Genomic DNA, 16,334 nt, shown 5'->3' on the forward strand with positions numbered 1-16,334 from the left:
ATGACCAGGACCGGTTCCACCCGGGTAAGGCTGCGCGGCTGGGGCGGGGTGACGGGGATGGCCGCGGCCTGCGCGGTGACGGCGTCACTCACCCTGCTGCCGCTCTCGCACGGCGGCTCCGGGCCCTTCGGCGTCGGGCTCGCCGGGCCGGGTCCGGCCACGGCGGTGCCGGCCAGCGCCGACGACTGCACCGATCCGGAGGCGAGCCTGCCGCCGTCGGGCGCCGACGGGCCGAGCATCGAGAAGATCAAGGAGCGCGGGAAGCTGATCGCCGGTGTCGACCAGAACAGCTTCCGCTGGGGTTACCGCGACCCGGCGACCGGAAAGCTCGAAGGGTTCGACATCGACCTGGTGCGGGCCATCGCACGGGACGTCCTGGGCGACCCCGACAAGGTGATCTTCCGGGCGATCCCCACCAACCAGCGCATCGCCGCGCTGGAGAACGACAAGGTCGATGTCGTGGTGCGGACGATGACGATCAACTGCGCCCGGCTCGACCAGGTCTCGTTCTCCACCGCCTACTTCCAGGCCGGGCAGCAGGTCCTCGCACCGAAGGACTCGCCGATCACCGGGTACGACAAGTCCCTCTCCGGCAAGCGCGTCTGCACCGCCGAGGGTTCCACCGCGTACGAGGCCCTGGAGAAGCAGTCGTTCGGCGCGGTGTTCAAGGACCGGCACGACGGCACCGAGGCCGACGAGGACCAGCTCACCGTGCCCAACCAGCTGGACTGCCTGGTCCGGCTGCAGTTGGGCGAGGTCGACGCGGTGGTCACCGACAACGCGCTGGCGGCGGGTCAGGCCGCCCAGGACCCGGCGGTCGTCCTCAAGGGCGACAAGCCGTTCACCACCGAGTACTACGGCGTGGCCACGAAGCACGGCGCGAACGACCTGGTGGCCCGGGTCAACCAGGTGCTGGTCGACTACCGAAGGGGTGGCGCCGCCAGCCCCTGGATGGTGTCGTACCGGAAGTGGCTGGCGAGCGGGCTGCCCGGAATATCGGCGCCGCCGGCCCCCAAGTACCGGAACAACTAGTCCTTGATCCCACCGGGTTCGTCCCGGCGGGGAGAGCGGAGAGGTGATCGATGGGCGTCGCGGGCCCTTTCCCCGGCTATGCGGGGAAGCCCCCCGTCCCGGTCCTGGACCGGGACGGGGCGGACCGTGCGCTGGCCCGGCTCGGCGCGGAACACGAGGCGATCGAGACCTCGCTCCTCGCCCTGCAGGACCATGCCGGCCGCCGGCTCCTGGAGGGCGCCGATCTGACCGGTGTCACCAAGGAGCGCTGGGCCGCCACCGAGCAGTCGATCACGCTGCTGTGGGGGTATTTCGACGCCTACGCCGGAGCGATCGACGAGGCCCGTGAGATCCGGGCCAGACGGCGCTCCCCCAACCGCGACGACCTGCTGGCGCTGACCGAACTGCTCCGCGGCCAGGGCGTCACGGTGGCGTCCAACGCCACCCGGCCCGATCCGTCGATCACCGGCCCGGCGAAGCTGTCCGAGCGGTTCACGCTGGAGGAGCTGGTCGCCCGGATGAACGACCTGTACGCACGCGCGCTGGACATGGTCGTCACCTCCGACTCCGTGTGGTCCGCACTGCCCGCCCGGATAGATCTGCTCGCCGCCGAGCTGCGCCGGACCCGGTCGCTGGCGCACTCCGTCGGCGTGCGGCCCGGGGAACACCCGGCGGGCGACGACCTGGAGGCGATCACCCATGAGCTGACCACGCTGCGGGCACAGGTGATCTCCGATCCGCTGGCGTTCTGGCTGCCGGGCCCCGGCAGCGCGGCGCCCGGCGGCGGACGTCCGGACACCGTGCGCTACGACCGGGCGGCCCGCGCCCTGGACGACGTACGGCGGGAGATCGAGGCGGTCCTCGCCGTCCGGCAGGACGCCGAGCAGCGCCTCGTCCAGCTGCGCGACATCCTCTCCCGCGCGGAGCGCACGCTGGCCGAGGCCCGGGCGGCGCGCGGCGAGGTGCTGGCGAAGATCGCCGCCTCCGAGGTGCCCGCCGTCAGCGGTCCCCCGACCGCTCTGCAGGAGCGGCTGGCCGCCGCGTCGGAGTACCGCAGGCACGCCCAGTGGCACCGGCTCTCACCGCTGCTGGATTCCCTGGAGCGGGAGGCCGAGGACGAACTGCTGCGTGCCCGTGAATCGTTGACAGCGGTCACCGCACCGCTGGCGGTCCGGGCCGAGCTGCGCGGCCGGCTGGACGCGTACAAAGCGAAGGTCGCCCGGCACGGCCTGGCGGAGGACCCGATGCTGATCGAGCGGTACGACGCGGCGCGCCGCATGCTGTGGAGCGCCCCGTGCGATCTGCGGGTCGCCGCGCAGACGGTGCTGCGCTACCAGGAGGCGGTGGCGGAGCTGCTGAACCCCCGCCGGCCGTCCGCACCGGAGGACCGGCGATGAGCAGGCGTAGGGGTACGGGCAGGGCGAACGGGCCGCTGCGGCGGCGGGGCGAACAGGGGGACGGACCATGAGTACGCAGTGCCAGCGCCCCGCGTGCGAGGGCGACTACGAGGACATGGGCGGCGGTGAGCTGTACTGCGACACCTGCGGTCTGGCTCCGGTCGTCTCGCCGAACGGCATGGTGAGTTCGCCGCCCACCGGCATCGCGGCCGGCGGTGCGAGCGGCAAGGGCAGCAACAGCAGTTCGGCGCGGAGCGGTTCGCCGGCGTCGTCCCGGGCCTCCTCGCGCTCCTCGTCCCGCTCGTCGACCTCGCGGCGTTCGGTGTCGGGACGGCTGTCGCGCTCCCTGTCGGGCAGGGGCACGTCCCGCTCGGTGTCGGTGCGCTCCTCCGGTTCCTCGACGGGCGCGTCCGGCCGCAACCGGCTGGGTGCGGGGCTCGTGCAGGTACCGGGCGTGCCGCGCCCCGACCCGCGCTCCGCGGTCATGGAGAACCCGGAGGTGCCGGAGCGGAAGCGGTTCTGCTCGCGCTCCGACTGCGGGGGCCCCCGTGGGCCGTTCCCGCGGCGACCGGCCGGGCCGCACGGAGGGGTTCTGCACCAAGTGCGGCCACCCGTACTCCTTCGTACCGAAACTGCACGGCGGCGACATCGTGCACGGCCAGTACGAGGTGGCGGGCTGTCTTGCGCACGGCGGGCTCGGCTGGGTCTATCTCGCGGTGGACCGCGCGGTCTCCGACCGGTGGGTGGTCCTCAAGGGCCTGCTGGACACCGGGGACCAGGACGCGATGGCGGCCGCGATCTCGGAGCGGCGCTTCCTCGCCGAGATCGAGCACTCCAACATCGTGCGGATCTACAACTTCGTCGAACACCTCGACCAGCGGACCGGCTCGCTCGACGGCTACATCGTCATGGAGTACGTGGGCGGCAAGGCGCTCAAGGAGATCGCGAACGAGCGCCGCACCCCGGCCGGCAAGCGGGATCCGCTGCCGGTCGAGCAGGCCTGCGCGTACGGCATCGAGGCCCTGGAGGCGCTCGGCCATCTGCACAGCCGCAATCTCCTGTACTGCGACTTCAAGGTCGACAACGCGATCCAGACCGAGGACCAGCTCAAGCTGATCGACATGGGTGCGGTGCGCCGGATGGACGACGAGGAGTCGGCCATCTACGGCACGGTGGGGTACCAGGCGCCGGAGGTGGCGGAGGTCGGCCCGTCGGTCGCCTCCGATCTGTACACGGTCGCGCGGACGCTCGCCGTGCTCACCTTCGACTTCCAGGGGTACACGAACGTCTTCGTGGACTCGCTGCCGGACCCGGACAACATCGAGGTGTTCCGGACGTACGAGTCGTTCTACCGGCTGCTGGTGCGGGCCACGGACCCGGACCCGGCGCGACGGTTCGCCTCCGCGTCGGAGATGGCGGAGCAGCTGACGGGCGTGCTGCGGGAGGTCGTGGCACTGCAGACGGGGCGGCCGCGACCGGCGCTGTCGACGCTGTTCGGTACGGAACTGCGCGTCACGGACACGCAGTTGTTCGCCGAGCTGACGGACGACGTGTCACGGCTGGGGGTACGGACACAGCCGCCGGGGCGGCGCGGCGGGAAGAGCGCAGGCAACGGCAGGGCCCCGGTCGCGGGACCCACGGGGGTACCGGCCGGTGCGCCGGGGGCGGCCGGCCACGCCGTGCCGGGCGCGCTGCCCGTCGGTGCCGGGCAGCCGGCGGCCGGCGCTGCACCGCTGTCGGCGTCCGCCACCCACGTCCGGGGCGGCGCCGCCACCGGTCCGTACGCGCAGACGCAGGCGGCCATTCCGGCGCCCCGGGCCGAGATCACGCCTCTCGCCCCTGCTCCTCTGCCGGGCCCGCACGCCTTGGGCGTGCCCCGGCTGGCCGGGCTCGACGCACGGGCGACCTCGCTCGCACTGCCCGTCCCCCGGGTCGACGCGAACGACGCCAACGCGGGCTTTCTGGCCGGACTGATGGCGTCGGCACCCGCCGAACTGATTTCCGCGCTCCAGGCCGTACCCGCCGCTTCGCTGGAGACGAGGCTGCGGGAGTTGCGTGCCCGGCTGGAGATGAACGAACTGGGCGCGGCCGGCCAGACCCTGGCAGGTCTGGAGGCGCAGCATCCGGACGACTGGCGGGTCGTCTGGTACCGCGGGGTCGCCTCGCTGGTGACGGGTGACAACGAGAACGCGGCGCTGTCGTTCGACGCGGTCTACGACGCATTCCCCGGTGAGCCGGCGCCCAAGCTGGCGCTCGGCATCTGTGCGGAGGTCCTCGGCCAGCTGGACAACGCCGCCGAGTACTACCGCCTGGTGTGGACGACCGACCCGAGCTTCGTCAGCGCCGCGTTCGGCCTGGCCCGGGTGCAGATCGCAGCCGGGGACCGGGCCGGGGCGGTGCGGACGCTGGAGTCCGTGCCCGAGGCGTCGATCCACTACACGGCGGCCCGGGTCGCCGCCGTGCGATCCCGGCTGCGTGAACGTGCCCCGTACGAGCCGCTGATCGCCGATCTGACGGCCGCCGCCGAGCAGGTGTCCGGGCTGCAGAGTTTCGGGCTGGACGCGGTGCGCCGCGAGCAGTTGTCGACCGAGGTACTGGGGACGGCGCTGGACTGGGTACTCTCCGGAAGCCCCACCGCCCGGCCGGACACCCCGCAGTCCCAGGCGTCCGTCGGCCCTGCCGGCGCCGCCGGACCCAGGACCCTGCTCGGCAGTGAGGTGGACGAACGCGGCCTGCGTCTCGGCCTGGAGCGTTCGTACCGGATACTCGCCCGGCTTGCGCAGCGCGGCGACGAGAGGATCGACCTGGTGGAGCGGGCCAACCGCTTCCGCCCCCGGACGTGGGTGTGAAAATGTCGCAGATGCACCAGGAGACGGCCTTGTCGAGGTGTCCCAGCTGCGAGGAGCCGCTGGAAACGGGCGACCTGTTCTGCGGCGCGTGCGGCTACGACCTGTCGGTCGTACCCGCACCGCCGGAGGACCACCCGACCATCGCCATGGCCGTGCCTGCGGCCCCGGGCGCCGGAACGCCCGGCGCCGCTCCCGAATCGGCCGCGCGCACCGCGGCGGCTTCTGGTTCCGCCGAATGGTCGGCTGCCCCCGCGGCCGACCGGTCCGAGCCGCCCGGCTCGGCGGCTGCCTCAGCCGGTGTCCCGGCCGGTGGCCCCGAAACCGCCCCCGCGGCGGTTCGCTTCGACCGGCCCGGCCCCTCCGGCTCGGGCGACTTCGAGCTGGCCGCGCCTGCTGCGCCGGCCGCCCCCGACCCCCGTACCGCCGCGGGCGCCGCCGTCTCCGAGGCGGCCCTCACGCCTCCGGCGGGCACCAAGCTGTGCGTCGCCTGCCGCGCCGGTCATGTCGACCCCGACGGCTACTGCGAGAACTGCGGTCATGCCCAGCCCCGCGAGCGCGACCACATGGAGCAGGAGCTCGGTTCGGTGGCCGCCGTCAGTGACCGGGGCCTGCGCCACCACCGCAACGAGGACTCGTTCGCCGTGTCGACCACCGCCCTGCCGGACGGCTCACCGGCCGTCGTCGCGATCGTCTGCGACGGCGTCTCCTCCGCGAGCCGCCCCGACGAGGCCTCTGCCGCCGCCGCGACCGCCGCCAACGAGTCGCTGCTGGAGTCGCTGCCGCGCGGAGTCCACCCGCAGCAGGCGATGCACGAGGCGATCGTCGCCGCCGCCGAGTCGGTCAACTCGCTGGCCCACGACGACAGCAGAGCCTCGGAGCGCGATGCGCACCGCCACCAGAACGCTCCGGCGTGCACCCTGGTCGGCGCGGTCGTGGCGGGCGGCCTGCTGGTCGTCGGCTGGGTCGGCGACAGCCGCGTCTACTGGGTGCCGGACGACCGGACCACCCCACCCGCCCGGCTCACCGAGGACGACTCCTGGGCCGCGCAGATGGTGGCGGCCGGCCTGATGAACGAGGCGGAGGCGTACGCGGACGAGCGCGCCCACGCCATCACGGGCTGGCTCGGCGCCGATGCGTACGAACTGGAGCCGCACACCGCGTCGTTCAAACCGGACCGGCCGGGTCTGGTGGTGGTGTGCACCGACGGGCTGTGGAACTACGCGGAGTCGGCCGCCGACATGGCCGCCGCCGTCCCCCCGGATGCACAGGAACGACCGCTGCACGGCGCCCAGGTGCTGGTGGGTCACGCGCTCGACGGTGGGGGCCACGACAACGTAACAGTGGCTCTGCTGCCGTTCGCCGTACCGTCGCAAGGGGCAGGATCGGCCTACAGCACCGCTTGAGTCCCGTTCCGTCCGTCCGTTCGCCGACTGCGACCTTCCCAGCTCTGCCACCTTTGCCAGGAGCCGATCAGATGGCCAATTTCTCCAAGTCCCACGTGCCGCAGTTCTCCGTCGAGGTGTACCAGAACGAGTATCTGCCGGAGGGCGGACGCGAGGTCAACGCGATCGTCACGGTCACCTCGACCGGCGGCGGCACCACCGGCGGCACCCTGCTGGCCGGTGCGCACGCCTCGCCCACCGCCGTGCCGGCGCAGGGGCCGAACGCCGCCGTGGTGATCATGGTGGACTGTTCCGGTTCGATGGACTATCCGCCGACGAAGATGCGCAACGCCCGCGATGCCACGGCCGCGGCCATCGACACCCTGCGCGACGGCACGTCGTTCGCCGTGGTCGGCGGTACGCACCTCGCCAAGGAGGTCTACCCGGGCAACGGCCGCCTCGCCACCGCCGACGCCCAGACCAGGGCCCAGGCGAAGGAGGCGCTGCGGCGGCTCAGCGCGGGCGGCGGCACGGCGATCGGGACCTGGCTGCGGCTGGCCGACCGGCTGCTCGGCGCCGCCGACGTGGACATCCGGCACGGCATCCTCCTCACCGACGGGCGCAACGAGCACGAGTCGCCGCAGGACCTGCGGGCCGCACTCGACGCGTGCGCGGGCCGCTTCACCTGTGACGCCCGCGGGGTCGGCACCGACTGGGAGGTGAAAGAAGTCACAGCCATCGCCTCCGCGCTGCTCGGCACGGCCGACATAGTCGCCGACCCGGCGGGCCTCGCCGTGGACTTCACGCAGATGATGGAGAACGCGATGGGCAAGGAGGTCGCGGACGTGGCACTGCGGCTCTGGACGCCGGTCGGGGTCGAGATCAAGTTCGTGAAACAGGTGGCGCCGACGGTCGCCGAACTGACCGACCGGCGTACGGAAGCGGGCCCGCGCGCCGGGGACTATCCGACCGGGTCCTGGGGCGACGAGTCCCGCGACTACCACGTGTGTGTGCAGGTGCCGGAAGCCGGGATCGGGCAGGAGATGCTGGCGGCCCGCGTCTCGCTGATCCTCCCCGACCCGTCGGGGACGGCGGCTCCGCAAACGCTTTCGCAGGGGCTGGTACGGGCGGTGTGGACGGACGACATGGTGGCGTCCACGTCGATCAATCCGCAGGTCGCGCACTACACGGGCCAGGCCGAACTGGCACAAGTCATCCAGCAGGGGCTCGATGCACGCAAGTCGGGAGACTTCGACGGCGCGACGGCGAAACTGGGCCGCGCGGTGCAACTGGCGTCGGCCTCCGGGAACGCGGATACTGCGAAACTGCTTTCGAAGGTGGTGGACGTCGTCGATGCGGCGACAGGTACTGTGCGACTGAAGGCGAAGGTCGCGGAGGCCGACGAGATGACCCTCGAAACGCGCTCCACCAAGACCGTTCGCGTAAAGAAATGACCTGAGGGCCGACCGGCATCCAGCTGGCCCGGCGACCTGGCAGAGCAACAGGAATGACGGCCTCCGGGGCCGGACGAGGAGAGGGGGAAGCGCCGACATGCCGACCTGCCCGAACGGACACCAGTCGGGTTCCGAGGACTGGTGCGAGGTCTGCGGCCATCGCATGGCCGGGGCGGGCGCGCCTGCGGGCGCAGTCCCCCCGCCGCCGCCCCCGCCGCCAGCGCCCGGTTACGGCTACCCCCAGCGCCCCGGCCCCGAGGCGACCCAGCAGGCCGAGCTCTGCCCGCAGTGCCGCACCCCGCGTGAGGCGATGGCGCCGTTCTGCGAGGAGTGCCGCTGGAACTTCCTCACGAACACGGCGACGTCCTACACCCCGTTGGCCCCGCAGCCCGGAGGTCCCGGTGGCCCCGGTCCCGGCGGCCCGGTGCCCGGCCTGAACCTGCCGCCCGGCTTCCAGGCGCAGCAGGGGCCGCCGCCCCCGCCCCCTCAGCAGCGTGACCCGTACGAGTACCAGAGCTCGCGGCCCTCCCAGGTGAACCGCCCGGCCGAGCCGCTGTCCGGTCCCGACAGCCACCCCGGTCCGCCGGGACCCGGTCCGCAGCTGCCGCCGAACCCGTTCCAGCGGCAGGGCCCGCCGCCTCCGCCGTCCTTCCAGCAGCAGACCGCGCCCCCGCAGCCGCAGGTCCAGCAGCCCACCGGTGACGACTGGATGCTGCCGCCGCCCTCGCGGGCACAGGTACCTCAGCCTCCGCAGGGCCCCCAGCCCCCGATGCAGGTGCAGCAGCCTCCGTTCCAGAACCAGATCCCGAACCAGGCGCCCGCGAGCTGGACGGCGGTCATCGCTCCGGACCGTGACTACTTCCTGGCGATGATGCAGCGCAGCGGCCCCGAGGCGACCGGGCTCAACCTGCCCGCGTACTCCCCGGAGCAGCGCCTCCAGCTCACCGGCAACCAGGTCACCATCGGCCGTCGCCGGCACAGCACCGGCGAGTCCCCCGATGTCGATCTGTCCGTGCCGCCGGAGGACCCGGGCGTCTCGCACCAGCACGCGGTGCTGGTGCAGCAGCCCGACGGCAGCTGGGCCGTGGTCGACCAGAACTCCACGAACGGCACCACGCTGAACGGTGCCGAGGACCCGATCCAGCCCTACGTCCCCGTTCCGCTCCAGGACGGCGACCAGGTGCATGTCGGGGCGTGGACGACGATCACCATCCGGCGCGGCTGACCGGCGTACTCAGTCGGCGGGCAGTGGCCAGGCGTACGGCCCCTCCGGGTCGTCCAGCCAGGCCCACTGCCGCCCGTCGCGGACCGTGACGCCGAACCTCTCCCGCTCGGGGCACTTCTCGCGCTGCCAGAGGGCGAGGGCCTCGCGCGGGTCGAGGGTGGACTGCGTCAGTGTCAGCAGGAAGCGGAACAGCTCGTTCTCGGCCACCCGCCGCGGCAGTCCGCCGGTGTGCGGGTGGCGTACCCGAGGCGGCACGGCCCCGCGCAGCGGGACGAAGTAGGCGGGCGTGTGCAGGAACCGCCCCTCGGCATACGTCCCGTGCGGCGCCTCCTGCACCCGCAGCATGATCAGACCGGTCGCGAACGGCGCCAGGATCCGCGCCCCGGGGCGGCACTGCGCCAGCCACGCCTGCGGTACGGACGGCAGGGTGCAGGTCACGATGATCCGGTCGTACGGGCCCCGCTCGGGGCAGCCCCGGGCGCCGTCCCCGGTGATCACCGCCGGATGGCGGCCGGCCCCCGCCAGATGCCTGCGGGCCGACTCCGTGATCTCCGGGTCGAGGTCGATGGTGGTCACCGCTTCGTCGCCCAGGCGGTGGGCGAGCAGCGCGGCGTTGTAGCCGGTACCGGCGCCGATCTCCAGGACGGTCTGCCCGGCCCGCATCTCCAGCTCCTCCAGCATCCGGGCCATCAGCGACGGCTGGCTGCTCGACGAGACGAGCTCACCGTCCTGGATCCGGGTGGCCAGCGCCCCGTCCGTGTACGCCCCGTGCAGCCACTGGTCCCGCCGGGCCGGGTCGGGGTCCTCGCACCAGAGCCGCTCGGGCCCACGGGGCCCGGTCACGAAGTAGTACGGCACGAAGAGATGGCGCGGCACCTCCTCGAACGCGGCACGCCAGGCGGGGTCCTTGAGCGCGCCGCCCGCGACGATCCCCCGCACCATCGCCCACCGGGCTTCGGCGCCGGCCGCCGCGAACCGATCCAGGTCTGGCCCCATGCCTCCACTCTCCCGCTCGCGACCGCCGGAAGCGACGAGGCACGATGGCCGTCCGTACCCGGGTCCTAGGACCCGAGTCCTCGGCCGGTGCGTCTGCGACCATGGACGGGTGACAGAGAATCCGCACGACACGCTGCAGGAGCAGACCTTCTACGAGCAGGTCGGCGGCGAGGAGACCTTCCGGCGCCTGGTCCACCGCTTCTACGAGGGGGTTGCCGAGGACCCGCTGCTGCGGCCGATGTATCCGGAGGAGGATCTGGGGCCGGCCGAGGAGCGGTTCACGCTGTTCCTGATCCAGTACTGGGGCGGTCCCCGGACGTACAGCGAGCAGCGCGGTCACCCGCGGCTGCGGATGCGGCATGTTCCGTTCCGGGTGGACCGGGCCGCGCACGACGCCTGGCTGAGCCGGATGCGGGTGGCCCTCGACGAGCTCGGGCTGGCCCCGGAGCACGAGCGCCGGCTGTGGGACTACCTCACGTACGCCGCGGCGTCGATGATCAACACCGAGGGCTGACGGCTCCGCCCCGCGCACCGTTCCGGAGGGCACTCTTCCTGTGGCCACCGTGCGGTGTGCGGTGTGCGGTGTGCGGTGCGCCACCACCGCACAGCGGTCGCGGTCCCATCAAGGTGACCGGTACCGGCAGTGCCGCCCGTGCCGGTGCGGTTGCCGGCAGCCGCGGGGGTCAGCGCGGGCCGAACGTCACTCCGAGGTTCCCGAGGCCGCCGCCCGCACGCCGCAGGGCGATCGAGCCGAACGGGGTGCGCAGCCGCAGCCAGGGGCCGGAGGCGAGCAGGGCGACCGGGAAGTCCGGGTCCGGGCGGAGGAAGCCGAGGGACTGGGCGGCATGGACCGCACGCAACGGCAGTCCCGTGTCGCCGATCGTGCGCGACCAGATCTCATGGCCGATGAGGTCCCGCTCCGCCCGGGTACGGCGCTCCGCGGGCAGCGCCGTGTCGCGGGAACGGAACTCCGCCACCGCGGCGTTCAGCGCCGCGCGCAGGGCGACGGGACCGGGCAGTCCCGGCTGCTCCTGCCAGCCGCCGCGCGGCGGGAGGATCCCCGTCCACGGCGGACCGGTGACGGGAGCGGGCAGGGCGCCCCCGCCGTCGGCTGTGCCCTCGACATCGAGGGATTCGAGGAGTTCACCGGCGGACACGGTGACGTCGAAGTCGTGCGTGCCCTCCAGCCGCGCCGTCCGGATCGCGAGGACCTCGAACGACGCCGGACGGCCGAACACCGCCAGCGCGCTGCCGCCCGCCTGCAGCCGGACGGCGGCCGCCCGGTCGTAGTGGAGGAGCCGGCCGAGGAAGGCGGCGAGATCCGCCGCCTCCCTCGCGTCGACGAACTGCAGCGACTGCACGGGCACCGTCATACGGCGGCGGACTCCTCGGTCACCAGGTACTCCTGCAGGAAGAGCTTCTCCTCGGCGGAGATCCGCCGGGGCCGCTCCTCGGCCAGGTTGTACGGCACGACGACGGTCGAGGCCCGTACGTACACCTGGTCCGGGTCCTTGACCTCGTACGAGATCGTCAGCGACGCGGCACCTATCTTCGTGACCCAGGACTCGACGGTCACCGGCTCGTGCCGGTGGACCAGCGGGCGCACGTAGTCGATCTCGTGCCGGGCCACCACGGACCCGCCCGCGAAGGACGGCGAGCCGTCCCCCGGCGCCAGCCGGAACATGAAGTCGACGCGCGCCTCCTCCAGGTAGCGGAGGAAGACCACGTTGTTGACGTGGCCGAAGGCATCCATGTCCGACCAGCGCAGCGGGCAGTTGTAGATGTGACGAGCCAAGACGATCAGCCTCGCGTGAGCTTCTTGTACGTCGCACGGTGCGGGCGGACCGCGTCCGCGCCGAGACGCTCGACCTTGTTCTTCTCGTACGACTCGAAGTTGCCCTCGAACCAGTACCACCGGGAGTCGCCCTCGTACGCCAGGATGTGCGTGGCGACGCGGTCCAGGAACCAACGGTCGTGGGAGATGACCACAGCGGCGCCCGGGAACTCCAGGAGGGCGTTCTCCAGCGAGGACAGGGTCTCGACGTCGAGGTCGTTGGTGGGCTCGTCGAGGAGCAGCAGGTTGCCGCCCTCCTTGAGCGTCAGCGCCAGGTTGAGACGGTTGCGCTCACCACCGGAGAGGACACCGGCAGGCTTCTGCTGGTCCGGGCCCTTGAAGCCGAACGCGGAGACGTACGCCCGCGACGGCATCTCGACCTGGCCGACGTTGATGTAGTCGAGCTCGTCCGACACGACCGCCCAGAGGGTCTTCTTGGGGTCGATGTTGGCGCGGCTCTGGTCGACGTAGGAGATCTTGACGGTCTCGCCGACCTTGATGGCGCCGGAGTCCGGCGTCTCCAGGCCCTGGATCATCTTGAACAGCGTGGTCTTGCCCGCACCGTTCGGACCGATGACGCCGACGATGCCGTTGCGGGGCAGCGTGAACGACAGGTCGTCGATGAGGACCTTGTCGCCGAAGGCCTTCGAGAGGTTGTTGACCTCGACGACGATGGAACCGAGCCGCGGGCCCGGCGGAATCTGGATCTCCTCGAAGTCCAGCTTCCGCATCTTGTCCGCCTCGGCCGCCATCTCCTCGTACCGGGCGAGACGTGCCTTGGACTTGGTCTGCCGGCCCTTGGCGTTGGAGCGGACCCACTCCAGTTCTTCCTTGAGCCGCTTGGCGCGCTTCTCGTCCTTGCGGCCCTCGACCTTGAGCCGGGTGGCCTTCTTGTCGAGGTACGTGGAGTAGTTGCCCTCGTACGGGAGTGCGCGGCCGCGGTCCAGCTCGAGGATCCACTCGGCGACGTTGTTCAGGAAGTACCGGTCGTGCGTGACGGCGACTACGGCGCCCGAGTACTTCGAGAGGTGCTGCTCCAGCCAGTTCACCGACTCGGCGTCGAGGTGGTTGGTGGGCTCGTCGAGGAGGAGCAGGTCCGGGGCCTCGATCAGCAGCTTGCAGAGCGCGACGCGGCGCTTCTCGCCACCGGAGAGGTTGACGACCGGCCAGTCGCCGGGCGGGCAGCCCAGGGCGTCCATGGCCTGCTCCAGCTGGGCGTCCAGGTCCCACGCGTTGGCGTGGTCCAGGTCCTCCTGGAGCTTGCCCATCTCCTCCATCAGCGCGTCGGAGTAGTCGGTCGCCATGAGCTCGGCGACCTCGTTGAAGCGCGTGAGCTTGCCCATGATCTCGGCGGCGCCGTCCTGGACGTTCTCCAGCACGGTCTTCGACTCGTCGAGCAGCGGCTCCTGCATGAGGATGCCGACGCTGAACCCGGGCGACAGGAACGCGTCACCGTTGGACGGCTGCTCCAGGCCCGCCATGATCTTCAGCACCGTGGACTTACCGGCGCCGTTGGGGCCCACGACACCGATCTTCGCGCCGGGCAGGAAGTTCAGGGTGACGTCATCGAGGATCACCTTGTCGCCGTGCGCCTTGCGCGTCTTGCGCATGGTGTAGATGAACTCAGCCAAGAGAAACCGTCCGGCAGCAGTAGGGGTGTAGGCAGATACACCCATCTTGCCTGACGTCCGTCCCAGGACGGAAACCCGTCCGTCCGGCGGTACGCACCCGGAGGGACTCCCGGTACGCGACAGCCCCGGTACGCGTGGGCGTACCGGGGCTGCCATCAGCACATCGTGACGATGTGCCGCCTTTATGTCACGTTCCGCTCGCCGAACGTCGGCATGTCACTCGGAGGAGCCTGCGCTGCCCGCGGACGGGCCGGCGGGCGACGCCTTCCGCTTGCGGAGGAGGAAGACCGCACCGCCGCCGATGACGACGAGGCCGATGGCGATGCCCGCGATGACCGGCGTGGCGCTGGAGCTGCCGGTCTCGGCGAGGTCGCCCCCGGTCCCGGCCGAGCTGCCGCCCGCCGTGGCCGTGGAGGGCTGCTCGGCGGTCTGGGTGTCGAGGCCGCCGCCCGTGGTGCCTGCGGTCTTGCAGTCCAGGACGCCCTTGAAGGTCTTGGTGAACCCGCCGGGACCGGTGATCGTGAAGTCGTACGCCTGGTCCTCGGCGACCGGGACGGTCACCGTCTCGGTCGCACCCGGCGCGACGGTGTGCTCGGCGCCGGCCAGCTCGAAGGTGAACGCCTCGTCGCCCTCGTTGGTCGCGGTGACGTCCACGCCGCCCTTGGCGCAGTTCTTCTTCGCGGTGACCGCGGGGATCGCGCCCTTCTTGGCCCAGGTCGCGGTGGCGTTCGCGGAGACCGTGGACTCGCTGGAGCCGGCCAGGATCTGCGTCTGGCTCTTGGTCACGCCGGCGAAGGCCCGGCCGACCGGCACCGAGGTGGTGGCCTGGACGGTCAGCGCGGCGGTGCCGTCGGCGGCGCCCGCCGGGATGTCGAAGTACAGCTGGGCGCCGTTGGCGGCGACGGTGACGGGCTTGCCGCTCTTGTCAGTGACCTTGACGCCACTGGCGGAGTCGGCGGGCGGCGTCACCGAGACCTGGCCAGCGTTGGTGTGGACGGTGACCGGACCGAGCCGCTCACCGGACAGACCGGAGACCGCCGCCGGGTCCAGGGCGAGGGACGCCTTGGGCTCGGCCACGTCCTCGGCGTGCTTCCCCAGCCAGTCGGCGAGCTTCTCCGCCTGCTTGTCGGAGGCATCGACATCGGCGTTGTCCGAGTAGCGCCAGATGGCGACCTGGGTGCCCGCCGCCGCGGTCTGCTCGGTGAGCGGCCCGGTGCCGGCCTGCTCGGCGAGCGCCGCGAGGTCATCGACCTGCGGGTAGGAGTGCTCCAGGATCCAGCGGATCTTGCCGGCGTTCTTGTTGGTGCCGAGCGATGTCTGGTTCCAGGGGGTCTCCAGGTACTTCGCCTGGTCCTGGGTGGGGTTGTGAATGTCGATGCAGTACGTCTTGAGCTTGCCGCCGCCGTCGACGGTCATCTCAAAGAGCCCGGCAGGCAGCACCTGCTTCTTGCCGTCCGTGTGGAGCACGGCCCGGTCGTAGGTCTTCAGCCCGTCCAGGACGGCGGTCGCGCCGCCCTGGTGCTGAGGTGTGTCGTCGGCGGCCGCACTGCCCGCGCCGACGAGTGCGCCGGCTATGACGAGACCGGACGCCACCACCGATGCGGCGAACCGGGATATGCCCCGCCCCCGCGGCGGAGTCGTCCCCGCCGTGGATGACGGAACGGTCGCTGAAAAAGCGGTCGCTGAAGAAGCAGAAAACACAGATGTCCCCTCCGGGCGGGACCCTCGCGCTCGGTGCGCGTGTGGGGAGTGCCCCGCCAGTCGACTCAAGTGCCCCGTGAGTACGGGGGAATCCTAAGGAGGCGGACGATGAATAATCCCCCGTCATACCGTCGTACAACCATTCCGACTCAGAATCGTTATCGCCGGTAACTTCCGCCCCCTCGGCCCCAGTCACGGTGTCGACGCCAGCTCGGGAATGGGTTCCTGACGTACCGTCGGTCCGCCTCCCGCACGCCGTTCGCCCCTTACCGGCGGCCGGCCCTTCGCCGGCGGTGCAGCCGCATCCCCTCGCCGAACAGCCACCCCGCCCTCGCCGGCGCCACCCCTTCCCGCCCCTTCCGCCTCCGGTCCGCCCCGCCTCCTGCCCGGCCGGGCGGTCAATGCCGGATCCGCCCGCATCACCCGCCGGAACGCCGCCGTCCCCCGCGTCAGATCGTGGCCGACCGCCACCGCCTCGATGTCCACGAACGTCCGCCGCTGCCCGTCCCGTTCCTCCTCGCGCACCTTCAACCGGCCGTGCACGACCAGGGGTTCTCCGACAGCGACCGAGCCCGCCAGATTCGCCGCCAGTGTGCGCCAGGCCCACACCGTGTAGAAGCTGGTGTGCCCGTCCGTCCAGAACTGCCTCTCACGGTCCCAGCGGCGGGCGGTCACGGCGAACCGGAATCGCGCCATTCCACCGGTCGCCGTCTCGCGGAACTCCACCCCGGTCGCCGCATTGCCCACCAGTGTCACCACGGTCTCGTTCATGTCTCCGCCTCCCCTTCGGCCTCGGCGACCGCTGCCGTGCGGTCACTGATCTCATGCTGAAGGGGAGGCGGGGATCCTGCTGC

General features: G+C 71.8%; 12 protein-coding genes and 1 pseudogene. 7 read left to right on the top strand and 6 right to left on the bottom strand.

The window, feature by feature from the left end:
• The 6 genes and pseudogenes from LRD69_RS10175 (at position 1) to LRD69_RS10200 (ending at position 9,318) form a co-directional block, all read left to right on the top strand.
• On the top strand, positions 1-1,032 hold the full coding sequence (locus tag LRD69_RS10175) for a glutamate ABC transporter substrate-binding protein (RefSeq protein WP_277326240.1): 1,032 nt from the start codon (positions 1-3) through the stop codon (positions 1,030-1,032).
• 50 nt (positions 1,033-1,082) lie between these two features.
• On the top strand, positions 1,083-2,408 hold the full coding sequence (locus LRD69_RS10180; protein ID WP_277326241.1) for a hypothetical protein: 1,326 nt from the start codon (positions 1,083-1,085) through the stop codon (positions 2,406-2,408).
• 67 nt (positions 2,409-2,475) lie between these two features.
• Positions 2,476-5,257, top strand: a pseudogene (locus tag LRD69_RS10185) (tetratricopeptide repeat protein).
• A 2-nt stretch (positions 5,258-5,259) separates the two neighbouring features.
• Positions 5,260-6,660, top strand: coding sequence for a protein phosphatase 2C domain-containing protein (locus LRD69_RS10190; protein ID WP_277326242.1), 1,401 nt, complete (start codon positions 5,260-5,262; stop codon positions 6,658-6,660).
• Between the two features lie 71 nt (positions 6,661-6,731).
• Positions 6,732-8,093 carry a VWA domain-containing protein gene (locus LRD69_RS10195; RefSeq protein ID WP_277326243.1) on the top strand — a complete coding sequence of 454 codons (1,362 nt, stop codon included), beginning with the start codon at positions 6,732-6,734 and terminating at the stop codon, positions 8,091-8,093.
• Positions 8,094-8,190: 97 nt separating this feature from the next.
• Positions 8,191-9,318, top strand: coding sequence for an FHA domain-containing protein (locus tag LRD69_RS10200; protein WP_277326244.1), 1,128 nt, complete (start codon positions 8,191-8,193; stop codon positions 9,316-9,318).
• A gap of 9 nt (positions 9,319-9,327) precedes the next feature.
• Here LRD69_RS10200 and LRD69_RS10205 read toward each other — a convergent pair whose 3' ends face one another.
• Complete coding sequence (locus LRD69_RS10205) at positions 9,328-10,314, bottom strand: methyltransferase domain-containing protein (RefSeq protein WP_277326245.1); 987 nt, start codon at positions 10,312-10,314, stop codon at positions 9,328-9,330.
• A gap of 109 nt (positions 10,315-10,423) precedes the next feature.
• Between LRD69_RS10205 and LRD69_RS10210 the strand changes: the two genes are divergently transcribed.
• A complete protein-coding gene (locus tag LRD69_RS10210) occupies positions 10,424-10,828 on the top strand; it encodes a globin (RefSeq protein WP_277326246.1) in 405 nt (134 codons plus the stop codon).
• Positions 10,829-10,997: 169 nt separating this feature from the next.
• Here the strand turns inward: LRD69_RS10210 and LRD69_RS10215 are convergent, their stop codons facing one another.
• The 5 genes from LRD69_RS10215 to LRD69_RS10235 form a co-directional block, all read right to left on the bottom strand.
• Positions 10,998-11,687 carry a hypothetical protein gene (locus tag LRD69_RS10215; protein WP_277326247.1) on the bottom strand — a complete coding sequence of 230 codons (690 nt, stop codon included), beginning with the start codon at positions 11,685-11,687 and terminating at the stop codon, positions 10,998-11,000.
• The gene (locus LRD69_RS10220; protein WP_277326248.1) at positions 11,684-12,109 is read right to left on the bottom strand and encodes a thioesterase family protein; all 426 of its coding nucleotides are present in this window, start codon (positions 12,107-12,109) and stop codon (positions 11,684-11,686) included. Before LRD69_RS10220 ends, LRD69_RS10215 begins: the two co-directional genes overlap by 4 nt.
• A gap of 5 nt (positions 12,110-12,114) precedes the next feature.
• Entirely contained in the window at positions 12,115-13,779 is a 1,665-nt protein-coding gene (gene ettA, locus LRD69_RS10225) for an energy-dependent translational throttle protein EttA (RefSeq protein WP_277326249.1), read from the bottom strand.
• A 216-nt stretch (positions 13,780-13,995) separates the two neighbouring features.
• Entirely contained in the window at positions 13,996-15,480 is a 1,485-nt protein-coding gene (locus LRD69_RS10230) for a Cys-Gln thioester bond-forming surface protein (protein WP_277326250.1), read from the bottom strand.
• A 192-nt stretch (positions 15,481-15,672) separates the two neighbouring features.
• Positions 15,673-16,251 carry a single-stranded DNA-binding protein gene (locus LRD69_RS10235; protein WP_277326251.1) on the bottom strand — a complete coding sequence of 193 codons (579 nt, stop codon included), beginning with the start codon at positions 16,249-16,251 and terminating at the stop codon, positions 15,673-15,675.
• Positions 16,252-16,334 lie beyond the last annotated feature (83 nt).

Origin of the sequence: Streptomyces sp. JH14, from assembly GCF_029428675.1 — a bacterium.
Lineage (GTDB): Bacteria > Actinomycetota > Actinomycetes > Streptomycetales > Streptomycetaceae > Streptomyces.

What these genes read in the sequence shown, in the direction of transcription:
- LRD69_RS10205 (WP_277326245.1), bottom strand. Translation starts at nt 10,314, where the DNA reads ATGGGGCCAGACCTGGATCGGTTCGCGGCGGCCGGCGCCGAAGCCCGG.
- LRD69_RS10195 (WP_277326243.1), top strand. Translation starts at nt 6,732, where the DNA reads ATGGCCAATTTCTCCAAGTCCCACGTGCCGCAGTTCTCCGTCGAGGTG.
- LRD69_RS10180 (WP_277326241.1), top strand. Translation starts at nt 1,083, where the DNA reads ATGGGCGTCGCGGGCCCTTTCCCCGGCTATGCGGGGAAGCCCCCCGTC.
- LRD69_RS10190 (WP_277326242.1), top strand. Translation starts at nt 5,260, where the DNA reads ATGTCGCAGATGCACCAGGAGACGGCCTTGTCGAGGTGTCCCAGCTGC.
- LRD69_RS10175 (WP_277326240.1), top strand. Translation starts at nt 1, where the DNA reads ATGACCAGGACCGGTTCCACCCGGGTAAGGCTGCGCGGCTGGGGCGGG.
- LRD69_RS10215 (WP_277326247.1), bottom strand. Translation starts at nt 11,687, where the DNA reads ATGACGGTGCCCGTGCAGTCGCTGCAGTTCGTCGACGCGAGGGAGGCG.
- LRD69_RS10200 (WP_277326244.1), top strand. Translation starts at nt 8,191, where the DNA reads ATGCCGACCTGCCCGAACGGACACCAGTCGGGTTCCGAGGACTGGTGC.
- LRD69_RS10235 (WP_277326251.1), bottom strand. Translation starts at nt 16,251, where the DNA reads ATGAACGAGACCGTGGTGACACTGGTGGGCAATGCGGCGACCGGGGTG.